Here is a 25,959-nt window from a genome sequence, read left to right on the forward strand (position 1 = left end):
TATGAATAAAATAATCCCATTGGCGTTTCTGCTCCTATTATCATTTAATAGTTTTGCACAGCAACAGAATGATGAAAAAGCAATTTCTGGTTACTTATTTGCTTATTTTGAAGGTTATGGCGATAATCAGCTACAAGAACAACTTCGTTTTGCAACAAGTAGTAATGGTACCGAGTGGTTTGCACTTAATGGCAATAAACCGGTTTTGAAAGCTGCCGATATTAGTAAAACGGGAGGAATTAGAGATCCTCATTTATTACGTGCTAATGATGGAAAAAGCTTTTATCTTACCGCAACGGATATGTTCACCGTTAAAAATGGTTGGGAGCATAATTCGGGAATAGTTTTGCTTAAATCGAGTAATTTAACAGATTGGACATCTTCGAAAGTAGATTTGGCAGAATTGTATCCAAAGAAATTTGGCAATGTAAAATGGGTTTGGGCTCCGCAAACAATTTACGATGCAAAGGCTGGAAAATACTTGGTATATTTTACTATTCGTTTTAAGGGCGATGAAAAATTGAATTTTTATTCGGCTTATGCCAACAAAGACTTTACCGGTTTTGAAAAAGAACCCAAACTAATGTTTGCGCCTAAAGATGGCGCAATTGACGGCGATATAGTTTATAAGGATGGTACTTATCACTTCTTTTTTAAAGGAAATACAAAAGAAGCTGGCAAGGAAGTAAAAAACGGCATCAAAAAGGCAACTAGTAAATCTTTGCAAGGCCCTTGGATAGAAGGTTTTGATTACTTGGATGTTTATGCAGGTACGCAAACTGCAGTTGAAGGCTCTAGTATTTTTAAGCTAAACATTAGCGATGACTATATTTTGATGTATGATTTGTATAAAAACGGAAAATATGAGTTTCAGAGAAGTAAAGATTTAAATACGTTTACCAAAAAAACAGAAGGATTTGCGAAAGATTTTAATCCTAGACACGGCAGCGTAATTGGTATTAGTAGGGAAGAAGCAAGACGTTTAAATAATAAATGGGGTGGCGTTAGAGAATCGATGTTACAGCCTCTTATGGTTGGCGAACGCCATGAATTTAAGGCTACTGGAAATCCTATTATAAAACACTCTTATACAGCAGATCCTGCCGCTCTGGTCGAAGATGGCAAGGTTTGGCTTTTCGCGGGTCATGATTTTGCTGGCGGACAGAAAAACTACAAGATGAAAGATTGGTTGGTATATTCAACTACAGATTTAAATAATTGGACGGAATACCCTGTTCCAATGAAAATTACAGATTTTTCATGGGCTAAAAGTCGAGATGCTTTTGCCGGTCATGTTGCCAAAAAAGACGGTAAATACTATTGGTATATAAGTACCAATTGGTCGGGTATTGGCGTTGGAGTTTCTGATAAGCCGGAAGGTCCTTACAAAGATGCGCTGGGAAAACCGTTACTTACAAATAAAGATTGTTTTGCTTCAACCCATTCATGGGCTTGTATAGACCCAGCCATTTACACCGACGAAAAGGGTGACTCATGGATATTTTGGGGTAATAGAGAGTGTTATTACGCAAAGCTTAAACCAAATATGATTGAAATTGATGGCGAGGTTAAACAAGTGAAATTTGATGGTTTCGACTTTACTGAGGCACCATGGATACACAAACGTAACGATTGGTATTACCTGACATATGCTAGCGGTTTCCCAGAAAAATTAGCTTACGCGATGAGCAAAAGTATTACCGGTCCTTGGGAATACAAAGGGCTTTTGAATGAGATTGCTGGAAATAGTAATACTAATCATCAAGCAATTATAGACTTTAAAGGGAAGACTTACTTTATATACCATAATGGTGCGTTACAAACCGACGGTAGCAGTTACAGTAGATCGATAGCTATAGAAGAATTATTTTATAATGCGGATGGTACGATTAAAAAAATTGTTATGACTACTGAAGGGGTAAACGGAAAATAAGTGTATTTGATAAAAGCGTGATGTTGAGCCAAACGATAAATTGGAAGCAAAATTAATTAGCTTGTTTTGGTAGATCTTCTAACGATGTGTTTAAAGCTCCATCATCTGATTTTTTGATAACGGTTAACTCACCATTTAGTTCCATAACAACGGCCCTAACGTCATCAACATTCTCGATTCGATACTGTCTTATTTCAGCATATACTTCCTCTTCAGTAATCAATTCTCGCTTCATCACCTCCTCTACAAACTTGCCGTTGTAAAAAAGGAGGGATGGAGTTGAGTTGATTGCCTTTTCTAACATGGTAGATTTTTTAGCGAGATAAGCCAATAGATACTGTAAAACAATAATAACAATTAATGCTATACAGCCCTCGGCTACAGTTGTTTTTAGCAACATCATCGATGAAAGTGTGGAACCCAAGGTAACCGATACTACAAAATCGAAAGCATTTAACTTAGCGAGCGTTCTTTTACCAGAAATTCTGATAAAGATGAAAAGGGCTAAAAATGAAATAGATGCACAGATGGCAATATGGTAAAGTGTTTCCCAATCTTTAAAAAGGTATTTTTCTATCATGCTTTATACATTAGCTGATAGTAGTACAAGCCCCGAATAGAAATGTTTTAGAATAGGTTAATTTGTTACCCCAATTAAGGGTATGGTAAACCAAAACTCGCTTCCTTGCCCAAGTGTACTTGATGCTCCAATTTCACCCTGATGATTCCTAATAATTTCAGCACAAATAAAAAGTCCTAAACCTAAACCAGAATAATCTCTGCTAGACCTATCTGCACGCCAATATCTGTCAAATAAATAGGGGAGCTGTTCGCTTGGCATTCCTGGTCCATTGTCTTTAACCGAAATTCGAACATCGTTTTCAAATCGTTGCACCTTAAGTACTATTTCTTTAGAGTTTGGTGCGTATTTTACCGCATTGTTCACAAAGTTTGTAATCACCTGATCTATTCTGTGCTCATCTGCAATAATTTCTACTTCTCTGTCGCCTTCTAACTTCAATTCGTAATAATTATCGGCACGTATATGCGTACAGCAGGTTTCTAAAAGTTCCCAAGGCTTAAACTTTGTTTTTTCTAACTGAAGTTTTCCTTCCGTATAACGACTAATGTTCAGCAAGTCATCAACCAACGTTGTAACTTTTTCAATTACTTTTTTTGATGATGTAATTAATCGTTCGGCATTGGGAGAGTTTAGTGTTTGCTTCAGTCTATCTAATAACTGAATATTGCCTTGTAATGCAGTAATGGGTGTTTTTAATTCGTGACTAGCGATGCTTAAAAAGTCGTCTCTTCGTTGTTCATGCACTTTCTTATCACTAATATCTTGCGTAACGCCGATTAAATTCGTTGCATTTCCATTATCATCATACTTAACTTTTCCATTTGCATGTATCCATCTCAAAGCGCCATTGGGCGAATTTATTTGGTATTCTGCTTCGTAAATGTCATTATTTGCAATAGCATCTTCGATTTTTTTTCTAACTGTTTCTCGCTGAGATGAAACTATTGAAGCGTAAAAATCTTCCAAGTCAAAATCCTGATTAATGTTTAGGCCAAAATTAGACCTGCTTTGTGCAGACGAAGTAATCTTTCCGGTTCGTAAATCCAGATCATACGAACCTAATTTGCCAGCATTAAGCGCCATATTTAACCGTTCGTTTGTTTCGGTTATAATATTTCGGGCAACTATTTGTTCAGTAACCTCATTGGCAACAATCATAATAGAAATTGTTTTGCCATTGTCGGCAGTTATTGGTTTGTAAATAAAATTGAAGTAACAATCTTCTAATTTTCCCTTACGCATCAAACTAACCTTCATTCCATTGCCTTCAAAGCTTACTCCAGAGGTATAAACATCGTCTAAAAGCTGTAAAAATTCTTGGCCACGTAATTCCGGTATAGCATCTGTTAAAGGCAAGCCAAGTACAGTTTCTGATTTACCCCACAAAAATAACAATTCCCTATTGGCAGAGCCGATGATCAAATCTCGACCAGAAAGAATCCCAATGGCTACAGGCGCATCAGAAAGTGTTGCAAGCGCTTGTTTCTCGCTTAGAGAAAGTGCAAGGTTATCTGCAATTAAAATAGAATTTGAGTGATGTAAAACTTGATTAGTTTTTTCTAAATCCTTATGAAAAACTTTTAACTGATTATTGGCGGCTTCCAGCAACTCGTTGGTAGAGAGATACTCTTCATTAAGTGTGGCTAAATCTTCATTTATTGTCTGATATTCTTCATTTATAGCTTCGTACTCTAGATTTGCTTTTAATAGCTCGTTTTTTAACTTCTGTTCGGTAGCTTCGCGTTCGGCAACTGCCCTCCACGCATTTATTCTATCGCTAACTTCGGTTGCGGTATGCAAAATACAAAAAACATCGCCTTGCGCATTTTTTATCGGGCGATAAACGAAATCAAAAAAGAATGTTTCTAGTTTTCCATTAACCAATAATGTTGCAGGGGTATCCTTCGCCTCGTACAATTCTCCGGTTTTCCAAGTATTTTTTAACAACGTGGTAAAAGGCTGCCCTTTCATTTCTGGTAAAGCCTCTTCAAAACTTTTGCCTATAACATCTTCGCCCTTTCCCCATATCTGTAGCATGCCCTTATTTGCAAATCTAATGGTAAGGTCGCTATCGCTGTAAATCGCGGTAGCATCGTTTGATAATAAAAGAATTTTCAATAGCACATCATCAGCTAATGCGCCGGGGAAATTAACCATATTTATACAGATAGGGGCTTAACAAAAATAATTAAAATGCTTAACAAACTGAACCTAATAAAGTTGAAAATTACTCTTATTTAGAATATAAGAATACATTGCAATCTATTTCAATTGTATTAATTTTTGTAGATTTGGTAAATCCATAAATCAAACGCTTTTGCCTAAATTAATGCAGTTATTGAGAAACAATTATCGTACGGTTTTTGCCAGTACTTTTGTTGTCGTATCCCTTTACCTTGCTTCGTTGCATAGCTACATGCTTTTTCACTGCTTGGTTGAGCTGTTTTCTATCGTGGTTGCGTTTGCTGTATTTATTGTTACTTGGAATTCTAGAAGTATGCAAGACAATAAATACTTACACTTGTTAGGCATCTCGTATATCTTTATTGGTGGATTGGATTTGATGCACATGCTGGGCTTTAGGGGTATGCAGGTGTTCAATGTAGACGGTTATCTTTCTAATCAGTTCTGGATTGCAACTAGAATAATGGCCGCGTTAACCTTACTCGGTGGCTTTGCGTTGTTAAAAAGACAACAACGCATAAATTCTGATTTGATTTTTTTAGGTTATCTTATCACATCGATATTAATAATACTTTCGATTTTGGTATGGAAAAACTTCCCGGTTTGTTTTATAGAAGGCGTAGGACAAACGCCATTTAAAATTTATGCTGAATATGTTATAATTGGATTATTAACAGTAGTTGCGGTACTATTATACCTGAAGAGAAATAACTTTAGCGAAACAGTTTACCAATTAATTCTGGTGTCGGTTATTATTACTGCGCTTAGCGAAATCTGTTTTACGGTTTACACCGTTAATGATGGTTTGGCAAATGAACTAGGGCATTATGGAAAGCTTATTGCCTATTTTTTAATTTACAAAGCTATTGTAGAAACTGGATTTACAAACCCAACCCGTTTAATTTTTAGTAACTTAAAAGCTAGTGAAGAGGAGTATAAAACGTTAGCCAATAATTTGCCAGATGTGGTTATGCGTTTTAACGAAGATCTACAGAATATCTTCTCAAATTTTACCAATCGGGATGGTAGAGCTAGCGAAAATAATAAGTTAATTATGTTGCTTGAGCCTTTGCTATTGATAGCTAGACAAAATCAAGCAGAACATAAAGATCATTTACGCTTGGAATATGATGACCATATTGTTTTCTATAAAGTGCACATTGTACCAGAGTTTTCTGCAAATAAACAAGTAACTAGCTTTTTGGTAATTTGCCAAGACGTTACCGAACTTAAACAGGCAGAACAACAATTAAAAGCCTTAAACGAAACGAAAGATAAAATTTATTCTATTGTAGCGCACGATTTAAAGAACCCATTTACTTCGCTACTCAGCTACAGCCAAATTATACAGGTTAAAGCGCATACCTTAGGTACTGAAAAGGTTAGCCAAATTGCTAAAAGCATGAACCAAGCTGCCAAAGAAGCATATGCCTTGCTAGAAAATCTACTGAATTGGGCAAGTTTGCAATCTGGAATGTTAAAGGCCACCCCAGTTCCTATTTGTATTAAAACTCTTTTTACAGGCATAGAAAAACTCATGGGTCCGGCAGTTCAAGCTAAAGCTATTGCGCTTAAGTTTAGCGTTGCTGATGAGATTGGCGTACTGGCGGATCAGCAAATGCTTGAAACAATTTTAAGAAACTTGATTTCTAATGCCATTAAATTCAGTTATGAAGGTGGCTTGATAACTGTAAGCGCCATACAAGATGGATCTAACTGTCTATTCACCGTAACCGATCAAGGTATTGGTATTGCTGAAACTGAAAGCAAACGGCTTTTTGAGGCCGGCCGAAAATACACTATAGTAGGTACGCACAAAGAATCTGGCACAGGCTTAGGTTTGATGTTGTGCAGAGAGTTTATTGAGGCTAATAATGGCCATATTTGGGTCGAAAGCGAGTTGGGTGAAGGAAGTAAGTTCTTTTTCACCTTGCCATCGTCATCACGGTAGACTAATCTTTTCTGCCAAGTATTAAAAAACCTAAAGCCGCAACAGCTAATAGTCCGCCTGCAATAAATTTTCTGTGGGCCTTTGGTTTGCCTGGCAGACCCCAACCTCCGTGAACAGAATTACCGAAACCAACCGGGTTAAACAAATTTCCGGAACTCGTTTCCATTGGTTTTGCATGCTTTAAATAATTGCTAATTACTGCATTTGCAATTTTTCTTGTCAGGGTTGGAAGCAAGGAATGAGACAATCGCAATAATACTGATGTACTTCCGATCATTAGTTCTGGCTTTGGCCTTTCGGCTAAGCTAACTATGCTTTGCGCTATCCTAACAGGATCGTAAACTGGCGGTGCTGGTTTAATTTGTTTGCCGGTATAATTTGCCGCATGCTGAATACCTGGCGTATCTAAAAATGCAGGGTATGCATCGCAAATATGTATAGATGGGAAAGAGGATAGCTCTGTTTTTAGAGCTGCGCCGAAACCGCGTAAGCCGAATTTGCTTGCACTGTAGGCTGCCCCAAATGGTACTGGTAGAAATCCACCTATCGATATGTTATTAATAATTATTCCTTTTTTTTGCTTTTTAAAATAGGGTAAAACCGCATGTGCGCCATGCATATATCCCAAAAGATTTGTATGGATTACTTGTGTGTTTATTTCCATTGGTGTGGATTCGAAATTTCCAACCGCCAGCACGCCGGCATTATTAATCCATACATCTATGCCTTGGCCAAATTCATCAGCCTCTGCTGCCAAGTTAATAACCGAGCGATAATTTGATACGTCTGTTTCTACAAATTTTACTTCTGCACCTAATCGCCAACACTCTGTAGCCAATTCTTCTAAGGCAACCACATTTCTAGAAGCTAGTATCAGTCGCTCTCCACGTTCTGCAAATGCCAATGCAATTGCACGTCCTACACCACTTGATGCTCCAGTTATCACAATCGTTTTAGTACCATCTTTCATACCCAGAATAACCCAAGTAAAATGAAATTGTTTAAGGTTAATTTTAATCTGTGTAAAATTCTTAGAACCAATACCAGTCTAGGATGTTGATCTTACAACGTTAAGTTTTGCGACGCATAACTTCAGTTTAACCTAAAAGAAAATGAAAAATACACTAATACCACAACAACAATCTGGAAGTGAGGTAAACATTCAATCTGAAAGTAAATTTAATAGCTTAGCTGATGCAAAGTCCTTTTACTCTTTAGCAAAATTACGTTTGCTAGACGTTAACAATTGGGAAAGAACCTGTGGCACAACCGCAACAACTTTTCAGTTAATGCTAGCCGATGGTTTACCGTCTTTTAGGTTAGAGGTTGGAAATTTAATAAGAATAGACATTCCCGGGCCTGGAACGATAACCGGCGACGGCTATGATTGGGTACGTATAGAAGAGATTGCAGAAAGCGACAAAAATGACTTGGAAGAATGGATGGGGTTTAGGGTGCGACCTTGCGCAAGTCCGACCAATAGTGATGAAGCTACAGCGCATTTTTTCTCTGAATCCGCAACATCTACTTTTATTGTTAAAAGAATAGAAAATAAGGTTGTTGCAGAGATGCACGGACGTAATGAAACACCAAATGTTGATAACGATAAAATAGTAGACGGAATTAGAAATACAATTGTGGGCTGGTCGGCAAAAATGGGTTTGTCTTATCCACAGTGGAAATTTCTGGTAGACGGTTTGGTAAAAACGGATTCATGAGATGGTGCTATGGAGAAGAAATTTTATGCAGGTACTAGCGGGCTTATTTTACCTGTGCCTAACAAGCTATATTATCCAAAAGCATTTAAAGAAAAAAGTAGGTTAAGCTATTATGCTTCTTTACAAAATAGCATAGAAATAAATAGTTCGTTTTACAAATTACCGCAAGCAAAAACAGTCTTGAAGTGGGCCAATGAGGTGCCTGATGATTTTAGGTTTACATTTAAAGTTTTTAAAGAGATTACGCATCTTAAACAGTTGGCTTATAGTATCGATACGGTAAATAGATTTATGGATGTTGTAGCCAATGTAGGTGATAAAACTGGTAGTTTATTAATTCAATTTCCACCTAGCGTAACGGTAAAATACCTAGGTCAAATTGATCAATTACTAGCGCAGTTTAAACGTGTCGATCAGGAAAATTTATGGGATTTTTCGGTTGAGTTTAGACACAAATCTCTTTATATGACAGAAAGTTATGAAGTTTTAAAACAGCACGGCATGGCAATGGTAATACAAGATAAAGCAAAAGTTGCCAGCCCCATGATCACGCTAGGAGATGAGTTTGTTTACGTAAGATTTCACGGTCCGCAAGGCGATTATAAGGGCACATATACTTATGATACGCTTTCCGAGTATGCAGTGCTGATTTCTGAATGGCTTCAGATGGAAAAAAGAGTTTATGTTTACTTCAACAATACAATGGGTAATGTTTATGAGAATTTACAATCCCTTAAAAAAATGTTAGGTTAAGTTTTAGGGGTTGTATCGAGGTTTGGTAATTTTCACTTATAAATTCTGCTTATTCTATCAAGCCGTTGCTTACAGCAAATTTTATTAAAGTGGCTGTATTTAGGGCATTGGTTTTTCTAAGTAGATTTTGTCTATGACCCTCTACCGTACGTCTGCTTAAAAACATTTTTTCTGCAATTTCTTGATTGGTTAAACCATTTCCGACATGCTTTAACACCATAACTTCTCTATCGCTAAATACTGAGTGGTCTGTACTTGGTTCTCTAATTATTCCTTTTTGGCTAAATGCTTTAGAAGTAATGAGGCTACAGATATATTTCCTTCCCATTAATATCCTATCTATCGCAAAAGACATCTCGGCAATATCTGTTTTTTTCGAAAGAAAAGCATCTGCTCCGGCCTGCATGCAGTTAGCCACAATAGGAAGTTCATCATGCATTGTTAAAAACATTACTTTAACTGAAGGGTGACTGAGTTTGATCTGTTCTAAAACATCTAATCCAGTCATGTCTTTAAGTGACAAATCACTTATTAGCAGATCAACATTGGCTTGGTCTAAATAGTCTAGAGCTTCCTTGCCTTCGGCAAAAATATCTAAAACATGCATATCAGGTATCTGAGAAATAAGTTGTTTCAGCCCCGAGGCAACCAATAATTGGCTATCTAATAAAATAATATTCATTTGCTGTAAATTGCTAAAAAGGTACTATACTAAAACTGATTCGTTTTTCAACATATAAACCAAGCTTCCAACAAACTTAGGGTGCTTAATGTTTTAAAGTCGCTATTATCTACTACAATAATTTGAACTATGTTACGGGTTAAACTTTTTTATGCTAAAGTTGTTCTTGAAGGTAATCGCTATTAATTAAAAATAATTTTTATGTCTAAAAAGAAAGAAATATCAAAAGATAATGTTGCGCCTAGGGATGGTTATGACAACACTGGAACACAAGGTAAAGATTCTCTCTCAGATGATTCGTTTACTGGAAGTTCTAAAAAGCCCGCTGAACAAAATGGAAACAGCGAGAGCGGTACCGGTAGTTCTTCTAAAAGTTTTCCAGATCTAAAAACAGAAGAATAAAGGTTTAATATTAGGCTCCTGTAAGCCGAATGTTTTTAGCTACAGAGTCAATCAGCTTCGTTATGTCGAAGGGTTTGGAAAGGAAATTGGCTCTAGGAAACTGCTTACGAACATAAATGGGGTCTTCATGTGCAGACATAATCAACACCGGAACATCTGCTGTAGCGGGGTTTTGCTGCAGTTCTCTATAAATATCTAAACCGTTACCATCTGGTAACATAACATCCAGAATATACATTTGCGGAATTTCGTTGCTATTTTCTTTAAAATCTTTAGCACAGGAAAAAGTGCTCATGTCATAATTTTCTTCTCCAAGTATGTAGGGGTAAAGATCACGAATGCTCTCGTCATCTTCTAATATAAATATTTTAGGTTTCATAGGTGCTGGGTTGATAGTGAACTAACGGAAACCAGTACTATGTTGTTTTTAATATTACGTACTATTTCGGTGAAAAACGTAAAAACACGTATTTATCGCTTTTTTTTCTATAAAATTTAGTAAATTATTTATTTAGAAGTATTTATCTAACGTAATTCCATAAGTGATGTTTAAATTTTCCCTGTCGGTAATATTCATTTTGTTATAATTTAAAGTGGTATTTAAGCTAATCCATTTTCTAAGTTTTATACCTATGCTATTAGATAATCTTATGATATGATCTCCTTCACGCTCAAAAGAACTTTGTAAGAAATTTCCCCCTTCAAACACAACTAATTCTTTAATGGTAAAGCGATATTGAATGCGAAAAGAATTTCTGTAAGTGTCGTAAATTTCGTTGCTTAAAAGATTACTTTTATCATAAAGTACACCATTGCTTACATTAAGGTAAGCATTTTCCCTATCAACTATGTTGTAAGCTATACCAAGGCCTGCCAATACCTGATGGTTAATTTTAAGAGAGTAACTTGTATTGTAATTTAGCAATCCCCAATAATAGAAATGAGGAAGTGTTTTGTAGAGGTTAAAATTTAAAGTAGAGGAGAAGTCGTTGTTACTTAATTTGCTATTCTGTTTACCATATAGCCAAGTATTCGTAGAATTAAACACTATGCTTTTTCGCTGTATTCCAAACGTTAGTGCGTTGTTAAGTAAATAAGCATTTTCTGTATTTGTTTTGTTTACCGAGCCAGCTGCAGAAAGTTTAAGGTGGTGCGCCGTAGTGTCAGAAAATTGCGCATTTGCCTCCAGTGATATTAACAGAAAACAGCCAAGTACATATTTCTTCATAGTCAAAAGAACAGCTAACTCAGAAATATGTTCGGCGTAATTAGTAGTATTAAAAAAACAGAAAGATGTTTTCTGTTAGCCAAAATGCTAAAGCAGTCCGTTTTTGCAGGCGTATCTTACTAACTGCGCTGAGTTTTTAACGCCTGCTCGCTCGATAAGCGTTTGTCTATGCCCCTCAATAGTTCTCCGGCTTGCGAATATTCTATCTGCTATTTGTTGGTTAGTATAACCTTCAGAAATGAGTGCCAAAATCTCTTGCTCTCTTTCGGTAAGTAAAATAGAGGGCTGGATCACTTTCGCAAAGTTAGAAGACAGATGAAGCAATTTTAAAGAGAGTTCGTTGCAAATAACTTTATGTCCGTTGTAAACTTGCCGTATTGAAAACAATAATTCATCTACGTTAGCACTCTTTAGTATATAACCTACAGCACCAATCTCAAAAGCATCGAAAAGGTATTTTTCATTGTCCATCATAGACAAGAACAAAACTTTCATTCCGGGATAGTCCTTTGCTAATGTTTTTAATAAAGTCATGCCATCCATTTCTGGCATATTTATGTCGGTTAAAATCAGATCGGCCTGTACATTATTTTTCAATAATTGAATTACCTCTAATCCATTCTCCGCTTCTCCAACTACTTGTATATCTCCGCCTGCTTCAAGTATGCTTTTAATTCCATCTCTTACCACTGGGTGGTCTTCTGCAAGTATTATTCTGATCATCTACAATTTTGTGTAATACGTCAATTTATCGCTGAAACGCAGATTTTAAGTGCATTTCTAGATGTCAAAGATAAGAACGAGGGTTACAACAAGCGGTTGTATAAATACCTATTATTGATGAAATAATACGCAATATTTACCGCAAAAACAATAAATGCATTGAGTGTTAATTGATTATAAAATAGTTTTAGCTAGAGGATGTTAACGTCTAATACATTTAACATAAACTATAATTTTAAAAACAACACCTCTCTTATAGTTAGAGGTGTTGTTGAAAGTTGGACTAGGGTTTTAAAATCACTTTTACGCAATCATCCTCCTTGTCATCGAATATTTTATAGCCATGTACAGCGTCTTCTAACGGCATAGAGTGTGTAATAATATCATCTAAAACAACTTTTCCTTCTTCTACTAATCCAATCAGTTTATCAATATAGTTTAGTACCGGTGCTTGACCTTGTTTAATGGTAATTCCTTTATCAAACATTCTAAAGAACGGGAAATTGTCATAAGGTGAGCCATAAACACCAACGATAGAAACCGTACCCATTCTACGCACTGATTCGAAACACATTTCCAACACCTTCATTGAACCTTTTTCGAAATTAATAGTGGCTTTAACTTTATCCATAAAACTTCTTTCTGGCTCAAAACCTACCGCATCTACGCAAACGTCAGCACCACGTCCACCTGTCATTTCTCTAATTGCCTCCACAACATCAACCTTGTTAGGGTTAAGCGTTTCAACTTTATTAACCGCTCTCGCTTTATCTAAACGATAATCTAACGGATCTATGGCAATTACTCTTGAAGCTCCATTTATCCAAGCGGCCTTTTGAGCCATCAAGCCAACTGGTCCGGACCCAAAAATAGCTACGGTTTCGCCACCTTTTAATTGCGCCCAATCTATTGCCGACCATCCGGTAGGAAAAATATCAGTTAGAAATAGGGCTTGCTCATCGGTTAAATCGTCAGGCACAATTCTTGGAGAAACATCTGCATACGGAACCCTTACGTACTGCGCCTGTCCGCCAGAGTATCCGCCATAAAGATCAGTGTAACCGAAAAGTGCTGCACCCTTCTGATCCATTAAATTGCCCGCTGGCCCGTAATTTTTATAATTGGAGTTCTCGCAAGCTGGCGAGGCCTCATGTGTGCAAAAGAAACAACTTCCGCAAGAAATTGGAAACGGCACCACAACGCGATCTCCTTTTTTTAGGTTTGTAATAGCTGAGCCAACTTCTTCAACTATCCCCATAAATTCGTGGCCCATAATCATTGGGTCTTTTTGCGGTACTGCACCACTTAAAATGTGCAGATCCGAACCACATATAGCGGTTGATGTAACTTTCAAAATTACGTCTCTAGGTTCTAAAATTACCGGATCCGGTACATTGTCAACTCTAATGTCTCCTGGTTTGTGAAATACTGCTGCTTTCATTTTGTTCTGTTTTAAATAGGGATTATAATTAAATGGAATTATTGCAGAGCGGATTAGATTCTGATTTTCGAACACTTACTAAATGCCTTTGTTTTCAAATAATTAATTAATCGACCAATGTTTTTAAAAACAAGCCGGCAATCAACTTGTTAAAAAATGCAGACAGTTCCCGATAATCGATGATAAAAAAAATAGATGTTCTTAATAGAGGTTTAGGCTTAAAATTTAGCGGTATTAATAACCGTATAGATATTTGGGCGCTAAAAGCTAAAAACGTCCACTTAAAAATTAATAACAATCAAACGGTTAAGTTAAAATCTGCAGAATATGGATATTGGTCTGCTATAAACATTCCTATTAGCATAGCTGATGAATATATTTTGCAACTAGAAACTGAGCAAGGCATTATCGAAAGACCAGATCCCGTTTCTTTGCGTCAAGCAAAAGGAGTGCACCAAGAAAGCACCGCATTTGATGTTGATGCATTTAAATTTTCTGATGAGAGTTGGAAAGGTATCCCTCTGGCAGATTATATTATTTACGAACTGCATATTGGAACTTTTTCTCCAGATGGTACATTTTTAGGTGCGATAAACAAACTAGATCATTTGTTAGAATTAGGGATTAACGCTGTAGAAGTTATGCCTTTATCATCTTTTCCTGGTGAGAGAAATTGGGGTTATGATGGTGTATTTCCTTTCGCTGTGCAAGAAAGCTATGGTGGACCAACGGAATTCCAGCATTTTATAAACGAATGTCACAATAGGGGCATCGCTGTTATTCTTGATGTAGTTTATAATCACTTTGGCCCCGAGGGAAATTACTTGCCGGATTTTGGGAATTACTTTACAGCAAAATATAAAACACCTTGGGGTGAGGCTCTAAACTTTGACGACGCATATTGCGATGGCGTTAGAAATTATTTCATCGAAAATGTTTTAATGTGGATGAGAGATTTCCATGTTGATGCGCTCCGATTGGATGCCGTACATGCAATTAATGATTTTAGCGCAACGCATATTTTAGCAGAAATAAAGGCTTACGTAGCTGAGCTAAGTTCTGTTATGCAACGCGAATATCATTTGATTGCGGAGTGCGATTTAAACGATGTAAAGTATCTTGAATCGCTAAGCGAAAACGGTTACGGTATGGATGCGCAATGGGCTGATGATTTTCATCATGCATTACGAGTAACAGCAGGCGAACCGAGATTAGGTTATTATAAAGATTTTAATGGCATAACCGATTTAGCAAAATCTTATAAACAAGCATTTGTTTACGATGGAAATTATTCTGCAGTTAGACGAAAATGCTACGGTTCCAAGCCAATTGATTTAGCTGGTAATAAGTTTATAGTTTGCTCGCAAAACCACGATCAAGTAGGTAACCGAATGTTAGGAGAGCGTTCTCTGCAACTCTATGGCTTTGAAATGAGTAAAGTTCTTGCAACGGCAGTTTTGTTTTCACCATTTGTACCCATGCTTTTTATGGGCGAGGAGTGGGGCGAAACAAATCCATTTCAATATTTCGTTAGTCACGGTAGTGAAGAATTGATTGAAGCAGTACGTAAGGGGCGTGCAAACGAATTCGAGTCGTTTAATTCAAATGGCGAAGCACCAGACCCACAAAGTGAAAAAACATTTCTGAATTCGAAATTACAATGGGAGTTATTAGCAGAAGATAGACATCAGAAAATGTTTAGTTTTTATAAGGATTTAATCGCATTAAGAAGACTTCATCCCGCTTTGCGAGCCTTGGATCTGGCAAATTTAGATGTTAAAGTTTTCGAATTAGAAAATGTGCTTTTAATACGCAGATGGCAAGAAGATGAACAACTGATTTGTTTAATTAATTTCTCGCGTAAATCCCAAAATATAGATTTAAACTTTTCTGGTAATTGGAATTGTTTAATCAATTCATCATCAGTAGCTTATTTCGGAAATGATAGGTCTGAACATCGAGAAATACCATTAAATAAGAACTTTAATATTCTACCACAATCCGCCCTAATTTTTGAGCATGCAAGTATTTAAACCTACCGCAACCTATCGCGTACAACTACATAAAGATTTTAATTTTAAAGCTTTAAAAAAAATCATCCCTTACTTAAATTCCCTAGGAATAGATACCATCTATGCATCGCCAATTTTTAAGGCTATAACTGGCAGTCAACATGGATACGATGGCGTTTCTCCGCTAGAAATTAATCCTGAAATTGGTACCGAAGAAGAACTTGTCGAGCTTTCTGAAATATTAAAGCGGAACAATATGTTTTGGTTGCAAGATATTGTGCCTAACCACATGGCATTTAGTCCTGAAAATGAATGGTTAATGGATGTGCTGGAAAATGGTAAAAAATCTGAATTTTATCATTATTTTGATATCAATTTTCCAAACGATATAGAGGATAAACGATTGATGGTTCCTTTTTTAGGCGAATGTTTGGAAGATGCGATTAATGAAAGGAAAATTTCGATCGTAGCTAAAGAAAAAAAACTTTTTTTAGCTTACGGCGATTCTAATTGGCCGATTAATGAAAAATCATATGATTTTATTTTTGGCAAAAAAAACGGCAAAAAATATTTCGTTGATAATTTTAATGGTACGAAGAAAGGCAATCCGGTAAGGAAGAAGCTGGATTCGCTTAACCAAGACCTACAACTTTTAAATGAGCTTACGGGCTTGCAATTTTACCGCTTGTGCGATTGGCAAGATACAACGAAAAAGCTAAATTACAGGCGCTTTTTTACGGTTAACGACTTGATTTGTTTAAATATAGAGCATGAAGACGTTTTTGATCATTACCACAAATATATTGTAGAGCTGGTAAAAAAAGACGTTTTTCAGGGATTAAGAATTGACCATATTGATGGATTAGCTCATCCGGAAATTTACTTGGAAAGGTTGAGGCAGGTAGTTGGAGAAGATATATACATTTCTGTAGAGAAAATTTTAGCTGTTGATGAGCAGTTGCCAAATAATTGGAGCACTCAAGGCGATACGGGTTATGATTTTTTGCAATTGGCAAATAACGTACTTACAAATACAACTGCCGAAAGCGAATTGACAAAATTTTACAAGCAATACATTAAAGAAGATATATCGCCCAGCGAACTTGTTCCTAAAAAGAAGAAAAATATTCTTAACGAGCAAATGGGAGGTGAGCTCGCTAACCTGCGTAAGCTTTTTGAGGATTTAGATTTCGGAAATCATAAGAAATTGTCGGCTTTGACGGCAAAAGATTTAGAAACAGCAATAGGCGAATTGCTTGTACACTGCCCTGTTTACAGATTTTATGATACCAAATTTCCTTTAAGTAAAAATGCAAAAACAGCTTTAGCACACACGTTTAAGAAAGCTAAAGAACATAGTTCCAATAAATCCGCTCTAAGCTTTTTAGAAACATCGTTGTTTAAGGAAACGACTGACAAAGCTATACTAAAAAATAGAAGTGTTTTTTACAACAGATGTATGCAGTTTTCTGGGCCTTTAATGGCAAAAGGTGTAGAAGATACGCTAATGTACAACTACAATAGATTGTTAGCGCATAACGAAGTTGGAGATTCATTAAACCGATTTGGCATCAGCATAAAGCATTATCATAGAGAAATGCATAAGCGTTATGCTAATTTTCCCTATGCCATGAATGCTACGGCAACACATGATACAAAACGCGGAGAAGATACAAGGGCAAGGTTAATTGCTTTGGCACAGAATTCAGAAAGGTGGGAGCGTTTAGTTGCAGCATTGGATGAGTTAATCGACACGCCGACGATTCATCCAAACGATGCTTATTTTGTTTATCAAACGCTTATAGGTACACTTCCATTGGATGATAAAGATTTTAAGCAGTTTAAAATTAGGGTGCAAGAATACTTAGAAAAGGTGCTTAGGGAAGCTAAGAGGAGATCTGATTGGGCTAAGCCAGACAGTAATTATGAGGAAGTTGTAAAGCGCTTTGCTACTAGTTTGATCGAGCCCATTTCTAAATCAGATAAATTACAGCAAGTATTAAGTGATATAGAAGATGAAGGATTGTTTAACGCTGTATTGCAAACTGTTTTGAAACTAACTTCACCCGGTATTCCAGATATTTATCAAGGAACCGAATTATGGGATTTTTCGCTAGTAGACCCAGATAACCGAAGACCGGTTGATTATAATTTAAGATCAAGACTACTTAAAAACTTTTCGAAAACGCATAATCTTTCACATTTGTGGGAAAGCAGAACAACCGGAGAGATAAAACTTTGGTTAACCAAACAATTATTAACTATCAGAAAAACAAATAAGTCGCTTTTCGAAGATGGAAAATATATTCCTGTTAAGGTAAGAGGTAAATTGAAAAAACACGTGCTCTCTTTTTTAAGAGAATACGAAGGGGAAAAAATATTAGTTGTACTGCCGCTGGGTTTAGGTGCTGTTGAGGATTTACTAAAAACTGATTGGCGAAATACAGCTTTACAGCTTAATAGTACACATTTAGGCGAATGGAAAAATTTGCTAAGCCCTGAAGAAGATAACGTATTCGTACTTAATCAAAAAATTAAACTCAGCGATTTATTTGACGAGTTTCCGATAGCCATCTTGCAGTTGCAATCTCACAAAGGCAGTAGAGGTAGCGGCGTATTTTTACCGGTTACATCACTTTCTTCAGATCAGGAAGTAGGCAGTATGGGGCCAGAGGCTTATAAGTTTATTGACTTTCTTCATCAAACAAAACAAAGGTATTGGCAACTGTTGCCTCACAATCCGGTAGGGCGAGGTAATGCTTACTCTCCTTACAGCTCAAGCTCGTCGATGGCTGGAAACACTTTACTTATTAGCCCAAAGTTGTTATTTGAGAAAGGTTGGCTAGCGGAAAAAGACTTAGTGCATAATCCCAAAATTAATGCTGAAATAAACTACCAAGAAGCAGAGCGACTACAAAAGCAATATTTGGCAAAAGCTTATGAAAACTATAAAAAGAGCAGTAGCGTTTATTTAAAGCTTTTCGAAGACTTTTGCGCTAAAGAGTTCTCATGGCTTGATGATTTTGCACTCTTTAAATTGATTAGCCAACATCACCAAGAAAAACAATGGAGCGAATGGCCAGCGGAACTTAAGGTGAGGCAAGAAAAGGCGATAAAAAGATTCTCTAAAGAAAATGCCGAAAAATTGAATGAGATTAAATGGCAGCAATTTGTTTTCGACCTGCAGTGGAAAGAATTACAAGCTTATGCAAAAAAGTATGGCGTTAAGTTCATCGGCGATTTACCTATCTACATTTCATACCATTCTGCAGATGTTTGGGCAAACCCGAATCTATTCAAATTGGACGATAAATTAACAGCAGAAGTTGTATCTGGAGTTCCGCCAGATGCTTTCTCAGATGATGGGCAGTTATGGGGAATGCCTATTTTTAATTGGGATGAAATGAAAAAAGACGGTTACCAATGGTGGATGCAGAGAATTGGTAAAAATTTAGCTCATTTCGATCTTATCCGTCTAGATCATTTTAGAGCGTTTCACACCTATTGGGAAATACCAGCTACCGAGAAAACTGCAAAAAATGGCGTTTGGAAAAAAGGACCTGGAAAGCATTTTTTTAATGCCGTGTATAAAACTTTCGGAAGTTTGCCTTTTATAGCCGAAGACTTGGGCGCAGAAATGGAGGAAGCCCTAGCGTTTAGGGAGGAGTTAGGTTTGCCGGGAATGAAAGTGCTGCAATTTGGTTTCGGAAAAAATCTAATTAACTCAGAACATACTTTGCATAACCATGAAAATGAAAATTATGCCGTTTATACCGGCACGCATGATAACGATACGATTATAGGTTGGTACAAAAGTCTAGAAAAAGAAGATAAGAAAAGATTGAAAGCCTATTTTGGACATAAGGTTACGAAACGAAATATCCACTTTGTGATGAATAGATTGGCACTTTCTAGCAATGCGAATATTGCGATTTTACAGGCGCAGGATTTGACAGGTTTAGATAGCGATGCAAGACTTAATACACCAGGAACTATAGAAGGAAACTGGATTTGGCGTATAAAACCTGGTCAATTAAATGAGGATGTTAGGCAATGGCTGACCAGAAACACAGTAATTTTTAGAAGGTCTTAGTTTATTTAACAAAACCCAAATAATGTTTTCTAACTGTTTTTTTCATTTCTGTTAAAATCAAACTAAAAATAAATACGCTTGTTGCTTTAATAAAGAACGTATATATGAAAAACTTGTTGAGCCTTTTTTGCATGCTGTTTTTTATGGCTTGCAATAACCCAAAGCAAAATTCAGATAGTAGAAATGCTAATTCAGTTGATACAACCGTTAAGGTAGATTCGATTGGGTTAACGCGGACTGACGCTATTGAAATACCTAAAAATGTAGACGAAATTAAGTCTGTTTATACGGCAACAAATAATCAGTTAGCCAAAGGCGAATTAGATTCTGTTTCTTACAAATACAATTGTTATAACGAGAAAAGTGGTACAATAACTTATTTTACAGCTAAAGGAAAGTTGCGGTTGATTAAGCATAGTTATGCAGAGTATGATCATCATAACGCTACAGATCAGTTTTTTGTAATTGACGAAGTACCTTATTTCGTTTTTTACAATCGCGTTAATTGGAGTTTTGAATCTGGCGCTGCGGCTGAGGGTGCAACTAAAGACGACATTACCGAACAGCGATTTTATCTAGTTGATAACAAACCTGTCCAATGTCTAGAGAAAAAATTCTCCGTTTCATCAAAAGATAAGAAACCTAATGTAAATAATGCAGAAAACAAAGTTGTAGAATGTAGCTCTTCCAAACCTTTAATTGATGCTCTCAAAAAACTTATAGCTTTTAAAAATCAGCCTAAAAAAGATTGTTTTGGCAGGTAACAACAATCCTTACATTTAAAAAACAAATCGCGGTTTTAATTATCAGTTTTTATATTGTATCTTTGCCCGGCAAATAAGAACTCCTAATTTATTTGCTATGCAACTCGATCCCCAAAAATTTATTGCCACTGGTTTAACGTACGACGATGTATTGTTAGTTCCTGCTTATTCGGCCATTTTACCTCGTGATGTAGATACTTCGACGTATTTAACTAAGAAGATCAAGCTAAACGTTCCTTTAATTTCTGCCGCAATGGACACAGTTACGGAAGCGGAATTAGCTATAGCTATAGCTCAAAACGGTGGTATTGGCATGTTGCACAAAAACATGACGATAGACCGTCAGGCAGAAGAAGTTCGTAAAGTAAAACGCTCTGAGAGCGGCATGATTCAAGATCCGGTTACGTTATTGGAAACGGCTGTAGTTGCAGATGCCTTTAAAATTATGAAAGAGCATAAAATTGGCGGTATTCCTGTGGTAACTGCCGATAACAAATTAGTAGGTATTATCACCAATCGCGATTTGCGTTTCCAGAAAAATATGGCTCGTCCTATCACAGAGGTAATGACAAAGGATAATTTGATTATTGCGCCAGAAGGAACAAATTTAGTTCAAGCAGAGGAAATTTTACAAAACCATAAAATCGAAAAACTTCCAGTAGTTGATGCTAATGGCTTTTTAAGCGGTCTAATCACCTTCAAAGATATTTCTAAAGTAAAAAATTATCCTGTAGCATGTAAAGACGAAAAAGGTCGTTTACGTGTTGGCGCTGCGGTTGGTGTTACAGCAGACACTTTACAAAGGGTAGATGCGTTGGTTAAAGCAGGCGTTGACGTTATTACGATTGATACTGCCCATGGACACTCAAAAGGTGTAGTAGATAAACTTAAGGAAGTAAAAGCAAAATACCCAGATTTACAGGTAATTGTTGGTAATATTGCAACTGGCGATGCAGCTAGATATTTAGCTGACGCAGGTGCTGATGCCGTAAAAGTGGGTATTGGTCCGGGTTCTATTTGTACTACCAGAATTATCGCTGGTGTAGGTGTACCTCAATTATATGCAGTTTTCGAGTGTGCGAAAGCTTTAAAAGGTACTGGCGTTCCGGTAATTGCTGATGGTGGAATTAAACATACTGGAGATATCGCAAAAGCAATTGCTTCTGGTGCAAGTACGGTAATGGCCGGTTCATTATTTGCCGGAGTAGAAGAGTCGCCAGGTGAAACCATTATTTACGAAGGACGTAAGTTCAAATCTTATCGTGGAATGGGTTCTATAGAAGCAATGGAGCAAGGTTCTAAAGACCGTTATTTCCAAGATGTAGAAGACGATATTAAAAAATTAGTGCCTGAAGGTATTGTAGGTCGTGTGCCGTTTAAAGGTACTTTGGCAGAAGTAATGTACCAATACATTGGTGGTTTACGTGCAAGTATGGGCTATTGTGGAGCGCCAACAATCGATAAATTGCAAGAAGCACAATTTGTACAAATCACCGCTGCCGGTATGAGAGAAAGTCATCCGCACGATATCACCATCACTAAAGAAGCACCAAATTATACAAGATAAAAAACTCCCTTGGCCCCATGAAAGGGGAAATAATTGAAAGTCCCCTTTAGGAGATTTAGGGAAAAGCAAATACAGCGGGGCATCGGTTACGATAGCCCCGCTTTTTGTTACAATCTTTTTGTATGGCCACACTCAAGCGAGTCGGAGTGGCAGTACAACAAAAAGTATTTCCACTGCAATCGGGTTTAAAAAACCAAAGCTTTTGCAATTATTTAAGTTCTGAAATTTGCAACGTCAAATAGCATCACTTCAGAGAGGTAATAAACGGGATTGAAACGGAAATCCTTTTTACGAAGACCAGATTCATCTGGTTTTAATATTAAAAAGATTGTAGTAAAAAGCCCGGCGAACGTTGGTAAAAGCTTCACTATTGCCTTTCCAAAAAAAATATCATAAAATCCATCTATGTCCAACTCGTACTAAATTGACGAGTTCATATAAGTTCCACCTCTCCATATTTAATTTGTTGAGTAAAATAATTTGCCTATAAATTCAAAATAAAATTTGGTAAATAAATTTTTTAAAATACATTTGTCTATATAATCTATAGAATTAGTAGATAATGAAGATTAAATCTAATATTAAATCAAACGAATGAAACAACCGTACTTATCATTTCTAACGCTACTTTCCTTTTTGCTACTATCAAACATTGTGCTTGCACAGAATACGGTTACTGGTATTGTTAAAAGAAGCGATGGTACACCTGTACCACATGCAACCATTAAAATACGTGGCACAAACTTAAGCGTTGCTGCAGATGGAGAGGGTAAATTTAATATTAGCACAACGCAACAACCTCCATTTTATATTCAAATAAGTTCAGTTGGCTACAAGCCACAAGATTTTCAGATCCTAAAACTTCAAGATACGGCATTGGAGTTGATATTAGTAGAAAACGCCTTGCTGGATCAAATTGTAGTAACCTCTAGAAGGCGCTCTGAAGTTTTACAAGATGTGCCTATTGCAATTACTGTAATTGGCGGGCAGGCAGCTGAAAATGCTGGTGCGTTTAATGTAAACCGCTTAAAGGAATTGGTGCCTTCTGTACAACTTTACGCATCTAACGCTCGTAACACTACTTTAAATATTCGAGGCCTAGGTTCAACATTTGGATTAACTAACGACGGTATTGATCCGGGAGTGGGCTTTTATGTAGACGGCGTTTACCATGCTCGTCCTGCTGCAACCTCAACTGATTTTTTGGACATCGAGCAGATTGAAGTAATACGCGGACCCCAAGGTACATTGTTCGGTAAAAATACAACTGCCGGTGCATTTAACATCACGACCACAAAACCTACGCAAACACCAACTGCAAAGGCTGAACTAAGTGTTGGAAATTATAATTTTATACAAGCTAAAGCATCGGTTTCTGGTGGTTTAGCCACAAATTTAGCTGCAAAGCTGTCGATCTCTGGCACGCAAAGAGACGGTACAATTTGGAATACAATAGAAGAAAGAAAATACAGCGGACAAAATAATCTTGGTTTTAAAGGACAACTCTACTACACGCCATCTGATAAACTACAGGTTTTATTAAGTGGTGATGTAAGCATACAGCATCCGGCTGGCTATCCTTTAGTTATCGCCGGAATAACTACAACAGAAAGAAGTGCGTACCGCCAATATGCCAAAATAATTTCAGATTTAGGTTATCAGCAACCGAAAGTAGATCCTTTTTCGCGTGAAATTGCCACCAATACACCTTGGCGACACAATCAATCTATCGGCGGAATCTCTTTAAACGTAGATTATAAAATTGGAAACGGTACGCTTACTTCAACAACAGCCTGGCGTTTTTGGAATTGGGATCCGACAAATGATAGGGATTTTTCGGAGTTTTCTGCACTTACAAAATCTCAAGGAAACACTCGCCACGATCAATATTCTCAAGAAGTTAGGTACGCGGGTAATATAGCCGAAAAATTGAGTGGTGTAGTTGGTGTGTTTGTGCTTGGTCAAAATTTGCAAGGCCTCGGCCAAACCGAGGAAGTTGGTAAAGATCAGTGGAGGTTTGTTCAAACTTCTAATACTGGAAGCCAAGCTTTGTACAGCACACCTGGGCTATTAGATGGATATGGAATTACAACAAATTCTACCATCAAATCCTTAAGTGCTGCGGTATTTGCACAAGCCGATTGGGAATTTATAGATCATCTGCATATTTTGCCGGGTTTAAGATATACCTACGATAAGAAAGACGTGGATTACGACAGAAATACTTATGGCGGACTGCAGACTACCGATGCAGCGTTACTGGCATTAAAGGCGGCGGTTTACAGTAACCAGCAGTTTAACACCAATACAGATAATAACAATTTGTCGGGTAACATCACTTTATCTTATCGTCCTAATGGCAATTTAAATGCTTACGGAACTTTCTCTACCGCTTACAAACCTGTCGGCGTAAATGTTGGTGGTCTCCCAACTACATCAACCGGCGATGCAGACTTATCTCTAGCCGTTGTAAAGCCAGAGTACGTGCAACACTACGAACTAGGAGTAAAAACCAAACCAGCAAAAGGGTTATTGGTAAACGTAACTGCATTTAATACCGACATAAAAGATTATCAAACTAATGTGCAATCGCCACAGTTGGGTGTAAATAGAGGATATCTTTCTAATGCCGAGAAAGTTAATGTTAGGGGATTGGAAATTGATGGTAGTTTACAATTGGAAAGATTCCTAACGTTAAATGCTGCACTAGCTTATTTGGATGGCAAATATGTTAAGTTTACAAATGCACCATTACCTTTAGAAGAAACTGGGCATACAGAATTGATTAATGGAGTGGCTACGCAAGTTGCCTTTAAAGATGCTTCTGGAGGAAGATTACCTGGGATATCAAAATGGAATATTTCTGGTGGAACGGAATTAAGCACTGCCGGGTCTTTAGCGACAAAAAATGGAAGATATTTTGTTGCAGCTGATGCATCTTACCGTTCTGGCTATTCATCTAATCCAACACCATCACGCGTATTAAATATTGACGCTTATGCATTGCTGAATGCTAGAGCGGGTTTCAAATCAGAAAAGTTCTCGATTTTTGTTTGGAGCAGAAATATTGCCAACAAAAATTACTACGAGCAATTACAGGCTGCTGCGGGTAACGCAGGTTTGTATGCTGGTGTATTGGGAGATCCAAGAACTTATGGTGCTACTTTACGTTTTAGTTTTTAAGTACTTTTCAATAGTTTAATTTGTTCATTTGTTGTGATGCGCTATAAATTATAGAATTACAGCATGATAGATTGAACCAATGACTATTGACCAATGAACTATTGAGCCAATGAACGAGGAATCTTTTTGCTATTTTTGAGCCAAAATTTATAAAAGATGAAATCACTTTGTGTTTATTGCGGGTCTAATTTTAATGGCGATCCGGCAGTGCTGCAAGCTGTTGAGAGCTTAGCCAGAACAATGGTAGAACGAGATATTACCCTGGTTTACGGTGGTGGAAGTGTTGGCGTAATGGGTTTAATTGCAAACGAAGTTTTGAAATTAAATGGTAAGGCAATAGGGGTTATTCCACAGTTTTTAATGGATAAGGAGGTTGGACATACAGGTTTAACCGAAATGATTGTAACCGAAAATATGCATCAACGCAAACAGAAAATGGCCGATTTATCTGACGGATTTTTAGTGTTGCCGGGCGGTTTTGGTACGTTAGAAGAGCTTTTTGAGGTGCTTACTTGGTTGCAGTTAGGTTTGCATGGTAAAGCAATTGGCGTGTTAAACGTAGGTGGTTTTTACGATTTCTTGTTTAAGCAAATGGATGTGATGGTAGAAAACCGTTTTTTAAAACAAGCAAATAGAGATTTGATTTTTAACGAAACAGATGTGCAAAACTTAATAAACAAAATGGAGCATTTTGTGGCAAAGCCCGATGAAGTTTGGTTTAAGGATAGAAATCTAGTATAAA

Annotated in this window: 19 protein-coding genes; 11 read left to right on the plus strand and 8 right to left on the minus strand. The window is 37.0% G+C overall.

Going from position 1 to position 25,959, the window contains the following annotated elements; translation table 11 throughout:
* Nucleotide 1 precedes the first annotated feature (1 nt).
* A complete protein-coding gene (locus DUT69_RS07430; RefSeq protein ID WP_113652606.1) occupies nt 2-1,933 on the plus strand; it encodes a family 43 glycosylhydrolase in 1,932 nt (643 codons plus the stop codon).
* Nucleotides 1,934-1,985: 52 nt separating this feature from the next.
* Here DUT69_RS07430 and DUT69_RS07435 read toward each other — a convergent pair whose 3' ends face one another.
* Both DUT69_RS07435 and DUT69_RS07440 read right to left on the minus strand, forming a co-directional pair.
* On the minus strand, nt 1,986-2,513 hold the full coding sequence (locus DUT69_RS07435) for a DUF421 domain-containing protein (RefSeq protein WP_113652607.1): 528 nt from the start codon (nt 2,511-2,513) through the stop codon (nt 1,986-1,988).
* A gap of 57 nt (nt 2,514-2,570) precedes the next feature.
* Nucleotides 2,571-4,673: an ATP-binding protein gene (locus DUT69_RS07440; protein ID WP_113652608.1), complete on the minus strand. Its 2,103-nt coding sequence runs from the start codon at nt 4,671-4,673 to the stop codon at nt 2,571-2,573.
* Nucleotides 4,674-4,845: 172 nt separating this feature from the next.
* On the opposite strand from DUT69_RS07440, the gene DUT69_RS07445 reads away from it, so the two are divergent.
* Nucleotides 4,846-6,651, plus strand: a complete 1,806-nt coding sequence (locus DUT69_RS07445) for a sensor histidine kinase (RefSeq protein WP_113652609.1) — start codon at nt 4,846-4,848, stop codon at nt 6,649-6,651.
* Nucleotide 6,652: 1 nt separating this feature from the next.
* Here the strand turns inward: DUT69_RS07445 and DUT69_RS07450 are convergent, their stop codons facing one another.
* Complete coding sequence (locus DUT69_RS07450; RefSeq protein ID WP_113652610.1) at nt 6,653-7,621, minus strand: SDR family oxidoreductase; 969 nt, start codon at nt 7,619-7,621, stop codon at nt 6,653-6,655.
* A 142-nt stretch (nt 7,622-7,763) separates the two neighbouring features.
* Here DUT69_RS07450 and DUT69_RS07455 point away from each other — a divergent pair, with 142 nt between their 5' ends.
* The gene (locus tag DUT69_RS07455; RefSeq protein ID WP_113652611.1) at nt 7,764-8,369 is read left to right on the plus strand and encodes a hypothetical protein; all 606 of its coding nucleotides are present in this window, start codon (nt 7,764-7,766) and stop codon (nt 8,367-8,369) included.
* Nucleotides 8,370-8,378: 9 nt separating this feature from the next.
* Nucleotides 8,379-9,122, plus strand: coding sequence for a DUF72 domain-containing protein (locus DUT69_RS07460; protein ID WP_113652612.1), 744 nt, complete (start codon nt 8,379-8,381; stop codon nt 9,120-9,122).
* A gap of 49 nt (nt 9,123-9,171) precedes the next feature.
* Here the strand turns inward: DUT69_RS07460 and DUT69_RS07465 are convergent, their stop codons facing one another.
* Nucleotides 9,172-9,804: a response regulator transcription factor gene (locus DUT69_RS07465; protein ID WP_113652613.1), complete on the minus strand. Its 633-nt coding sequence runs from the start codon at nt 9,802-9,804 to the stop codon at nt 9,172-9,174.
* 201 nt (nt 9,805-10,005) lie between these two features.
* On the opposite strand from DUT69_RS07465, the gene DUT69_RS07470 reads away from it, so the two are divergent.
* On the plus strand, nt 10,006-10,206 hold the full coding sequence (locus DUT69_RS07470) for a hypothetical protein (RefSeq protein ID WP_113652614.1): 201 nt from the start codon (nt 10,006-10,008) through the stop codon (nt 10,204-10,206).
* A 10-nt stretch (nt 10,207-10,216) separates the two neighbouring features.
* On the opposite strand, the gene DUT69_RS07475 is transcribed toward DUT69_RS07470, so the two are convergent.
* The 4 genes from DUT69_RS07475 to DUT69_RS07490 form a co-directional block, all read right to left on the minus strand.
* Nucleotides 10,217-10,585, minus strand: coding sequence for a response regulator (locus tag DUT69_RS07475; protein WP_113652615.1), 369 nt, complete (start codon nt 10,583-10,585; stop codon nt 10,217-10,219).
* Between the two features lie 132 nt (nt 10,586-10,717).
* Nucleotides 10,718-11,434, minus strand: a complete 717-nt coding sequence (locus DUT69_RS07480; RefSeq protein ID WP_113652616.1) for a DUF481 domain-containing protein — start codon at nt 11,432-11,434, stop codon at nt 10,718-10,720.
* 87 nt (nt 11,435-11,521) lie between these two features.
* Entirely contained in the window at nt 11,522-12,157 is a 636-nt protein-coding gene (locus DUT69_RS07485; protein ID WP_113652617.1) for a response regulator transcription factor, read from the minus strand.
* A gap of 283 nt (nt 12,158-12,440) precedes the next feature.
* On the minus strand, nt 12,441-13,598 hold the full coding sequence (locus tag DUT69_RS07490; protein WP_113653430.1) for a zinc-dependent alcohol dehydrogenase: 1,158 nt from the start codon (nt 13,596-13,598) through the stop codon (nt 12,441-12,443).
* A gap of 179 nt (nt 13,599-13,777) precedes the next feature.
* Here DUT69_RS07490 and treZ point away from each other — a divergent pair, with 179 nt between their 5' ends.
* The 6 genes from treZ to DUT69_RS07525 all read left to right on the plus strand — a co-directional run bounded on the left by treZ (nt 13,778) and on the right by DUT69_RS07525 (nt 25,958).
* Nucleotides 13,778-15,631, plus strand: coding sequence for a malto-oligosyltrehalose trehalohydrolase (gene treZ / locus DUT69_RS07495; protein ID WP_113652618.1), 1,854 nt, complete (start codon nt 13,778-13,780; stop codon nt 15,629-15,631).
* Nucleotides 15,618-19,703, plus strand: coding sequence for a malto-oligosyltrehalose synthase (treY, locus tag DUT69_RS07500; protein ID WP_113652619.1), 4,086 nt, complete (start codon nt 15,618-15,620; stop codon nt 19,701-19,703). The genes treZ and treY overlap by 14 nt, the downstream gene beginning before the upstream one ends.
* A 104-nt stretch (nt 19,704-19,807) precedes the next feature.
* Entirely contained in the window at nt 19,808-20,467 is a 660-nt protein-coding gene (locus tag DUT69_RS07505) for a hypothetical protein (RefSeq protein WP_162796212.1), read from the plus strand.
* Between the two features lie 97 nt (nt 20,468-20,564).
* On the plus strand, nt 20,565-22,034 hold the full coding sequence (gene guaB / locus DUT69_RS07510; protein ID WP_113652621.1) for an IMP dehydrogenase: 1,470 nt from the start codon (nt 20,565-20,567) through the stop codon (nt 22,032-22,034).
* A 594-nt stretch (nt 22,035-22,628) separates the two neighbouring features.
* A complete protein-coding gene (locus tag DUT69_RS07520) occupies nt 22,629-25,217 on the plus strand; it encodes a TonB-dependent receptor (protein ID WP_113652623.1) in 2,589 nt (862 codons plus the stop codon).
* A gap of 156 nt (nt 25,218-25,373) precedes the next feature.
* Nucleotides 25,374-25,958 carry an LOG family protein gene (locus DUT69_RS07525; RefSeq protein ID WP_113652624.1) on the plus strand — a complete coding sequence of 195 codons (585 nt, stop codon included), beginning with the start codon at nt 25,374-25,376 and terminating at the stop codon, nt 25,956-25,958.
* The last annotated feature ends 1 nt before the right edge of the window (nt 25,959 follow it).

It is taken from the genome of Pedobacter namyangjuensis (assembly GCF_003313325.1).
GTDB classification, from domain to species: Bacteria; Bacteroidota; Bacteroidia; order Sphingobacteriales; family Sphingobacteriaceae; genus Pedobacter; species Pedobacter namyangjuensis.

Excerpts from the sequence above, each read along its gene's own strand:
- DUT69_RS07430 (WP_113652606.1), top strand. The coding sequence starts at position 2 with ATGAATAAAATAATCCCATTGGCGTTTCTGCTCCTATTATCATTTAAT.
- DUT69_RS07435 (WP_113652607.1), bottom strand. The coding sequence starts at position 2,513 with ATGATAGAAAAATACCTTTTTAAAGATTGGGAAACACTTTACCATATT.
- DUT69_RS07440 (WP_113652608.1), bottom strand. The coding sequence starts at position 4,673 with ATGGTTAATTTCCCCGGCGCATTAGCTGATGATGTGCTATTGAAAATT.
- DUT69_RS07445 (WP_113652609.1), top strand. The coding sequence starts at position 4,846 with ATGCAGTTATTGAGAAACAATTATCGTACGGTTTTTGCCAGTACTTTT.
- DUT69_RS07450 (WP_113652610.1), bottom strand. The coding sequence starts at position 7,621 with ATGAAAGATGGTACTAAAACGATTGTGATAACTGGAGCATCAAGTGGT.
- DUT69_RS07455 (WP_113652611.1), top strand. The coding sequence starts at position 7,764 with ATGAAAAATACACTAATACCACAACAACAATCTGGAAGTGAGGTAAAC.
- DUT69_RS07460 (WP_113652612.1), top strand. The coding sequence starts at position 8,379 with ATGGAGAAGAAATTTTATGCAGGTACTAGCGGGCTTATTTTACCTGTG.
- DUT69_RS07465 (WP_113652613.1), bottom strand. The coding sequence starts at position 9,804 with ATGAATATTATTTTATTAGATAGCCAATTATTGGTTGCCTCGGGGCTG.
- DUT69_RS07470 (WP_113652614.1), top strand. The coding sequence starts at position 10,006 with ATGTCTAAAAAGAAAGAAATATCAAAAGATAATGTTGCGCCTAGGGAT.
- DUT69_RS07475 (WP_113652615.1), bottom strand. The coding sequence starts at position 10,585 with ATGAAACCTAAAATATTTATATTAGAAGATGACGAGAGCATTCGTGAT.
- DUT69_RS07480 (WP_113652616.1), bottom strand. The coding sequence starts at position 11,434 with ATGAAGAAATATGTACTTGGCTGTTTTCTGTTAATATCACTGGAGGCA.
- DUT69_RS07485 (WP_113652617.1), bottom strand. The coding sequence starts at position 12,157 with ATGATCAGAATAATACTTGCAGAAGACCACCCAGTGGTAAGAGATGGA.
- DUT69_RS07490 (WP_113653430.1), bottom strand. The coding sequence starts at position 13,598 with ATGAAAGCAGCAGTATTTCACAAACCAGGAGACATTAGAGTTGACAAT.
- treZ (WP_113652618.1), top strand. The coding sequence starts at position 13,778 with ATGATAAAAAAAATAGATGTTCTTAATAGAGGTTTAGGCTTAAAATTT.
- treY (WP_113652619.1), top strand. The coding sequence starts at position 15,618 with ATGCAAGTATTTAAACCTACCGCAACCTATCGCGTACAACTACATAAA.
- DUT69_RS07505 (WP_162796212.1), top strand. The coding sequence starts at position 19,808 with ATGAAAAACTTGTTGAGCCTTTTTTGCATGCTGTTTTTTATGGCTTGC.
- guaB (WP_113652621.1), top strand. The coding sequence starts at position 20,565 with ATGCAACTCGATCCCCAAAAATTTATTGCCACTGGTTTAACGTACGAC.
- DUT69_RS07520 (WP_113652623.1), top strand. The coding sequence starts at position 22,629 with ATGAAACAACCGTACTTATCATTTCTAACGCTACTTTCCTTTTTGCTA.
- DUT69_RS07525 (WP_113652624.1), top strand. The coding sequence starts at position 25,374 with ATGAAATCACTTTGTGTTTATTGCGGGTCTAATTTTAATGGCGATCCG.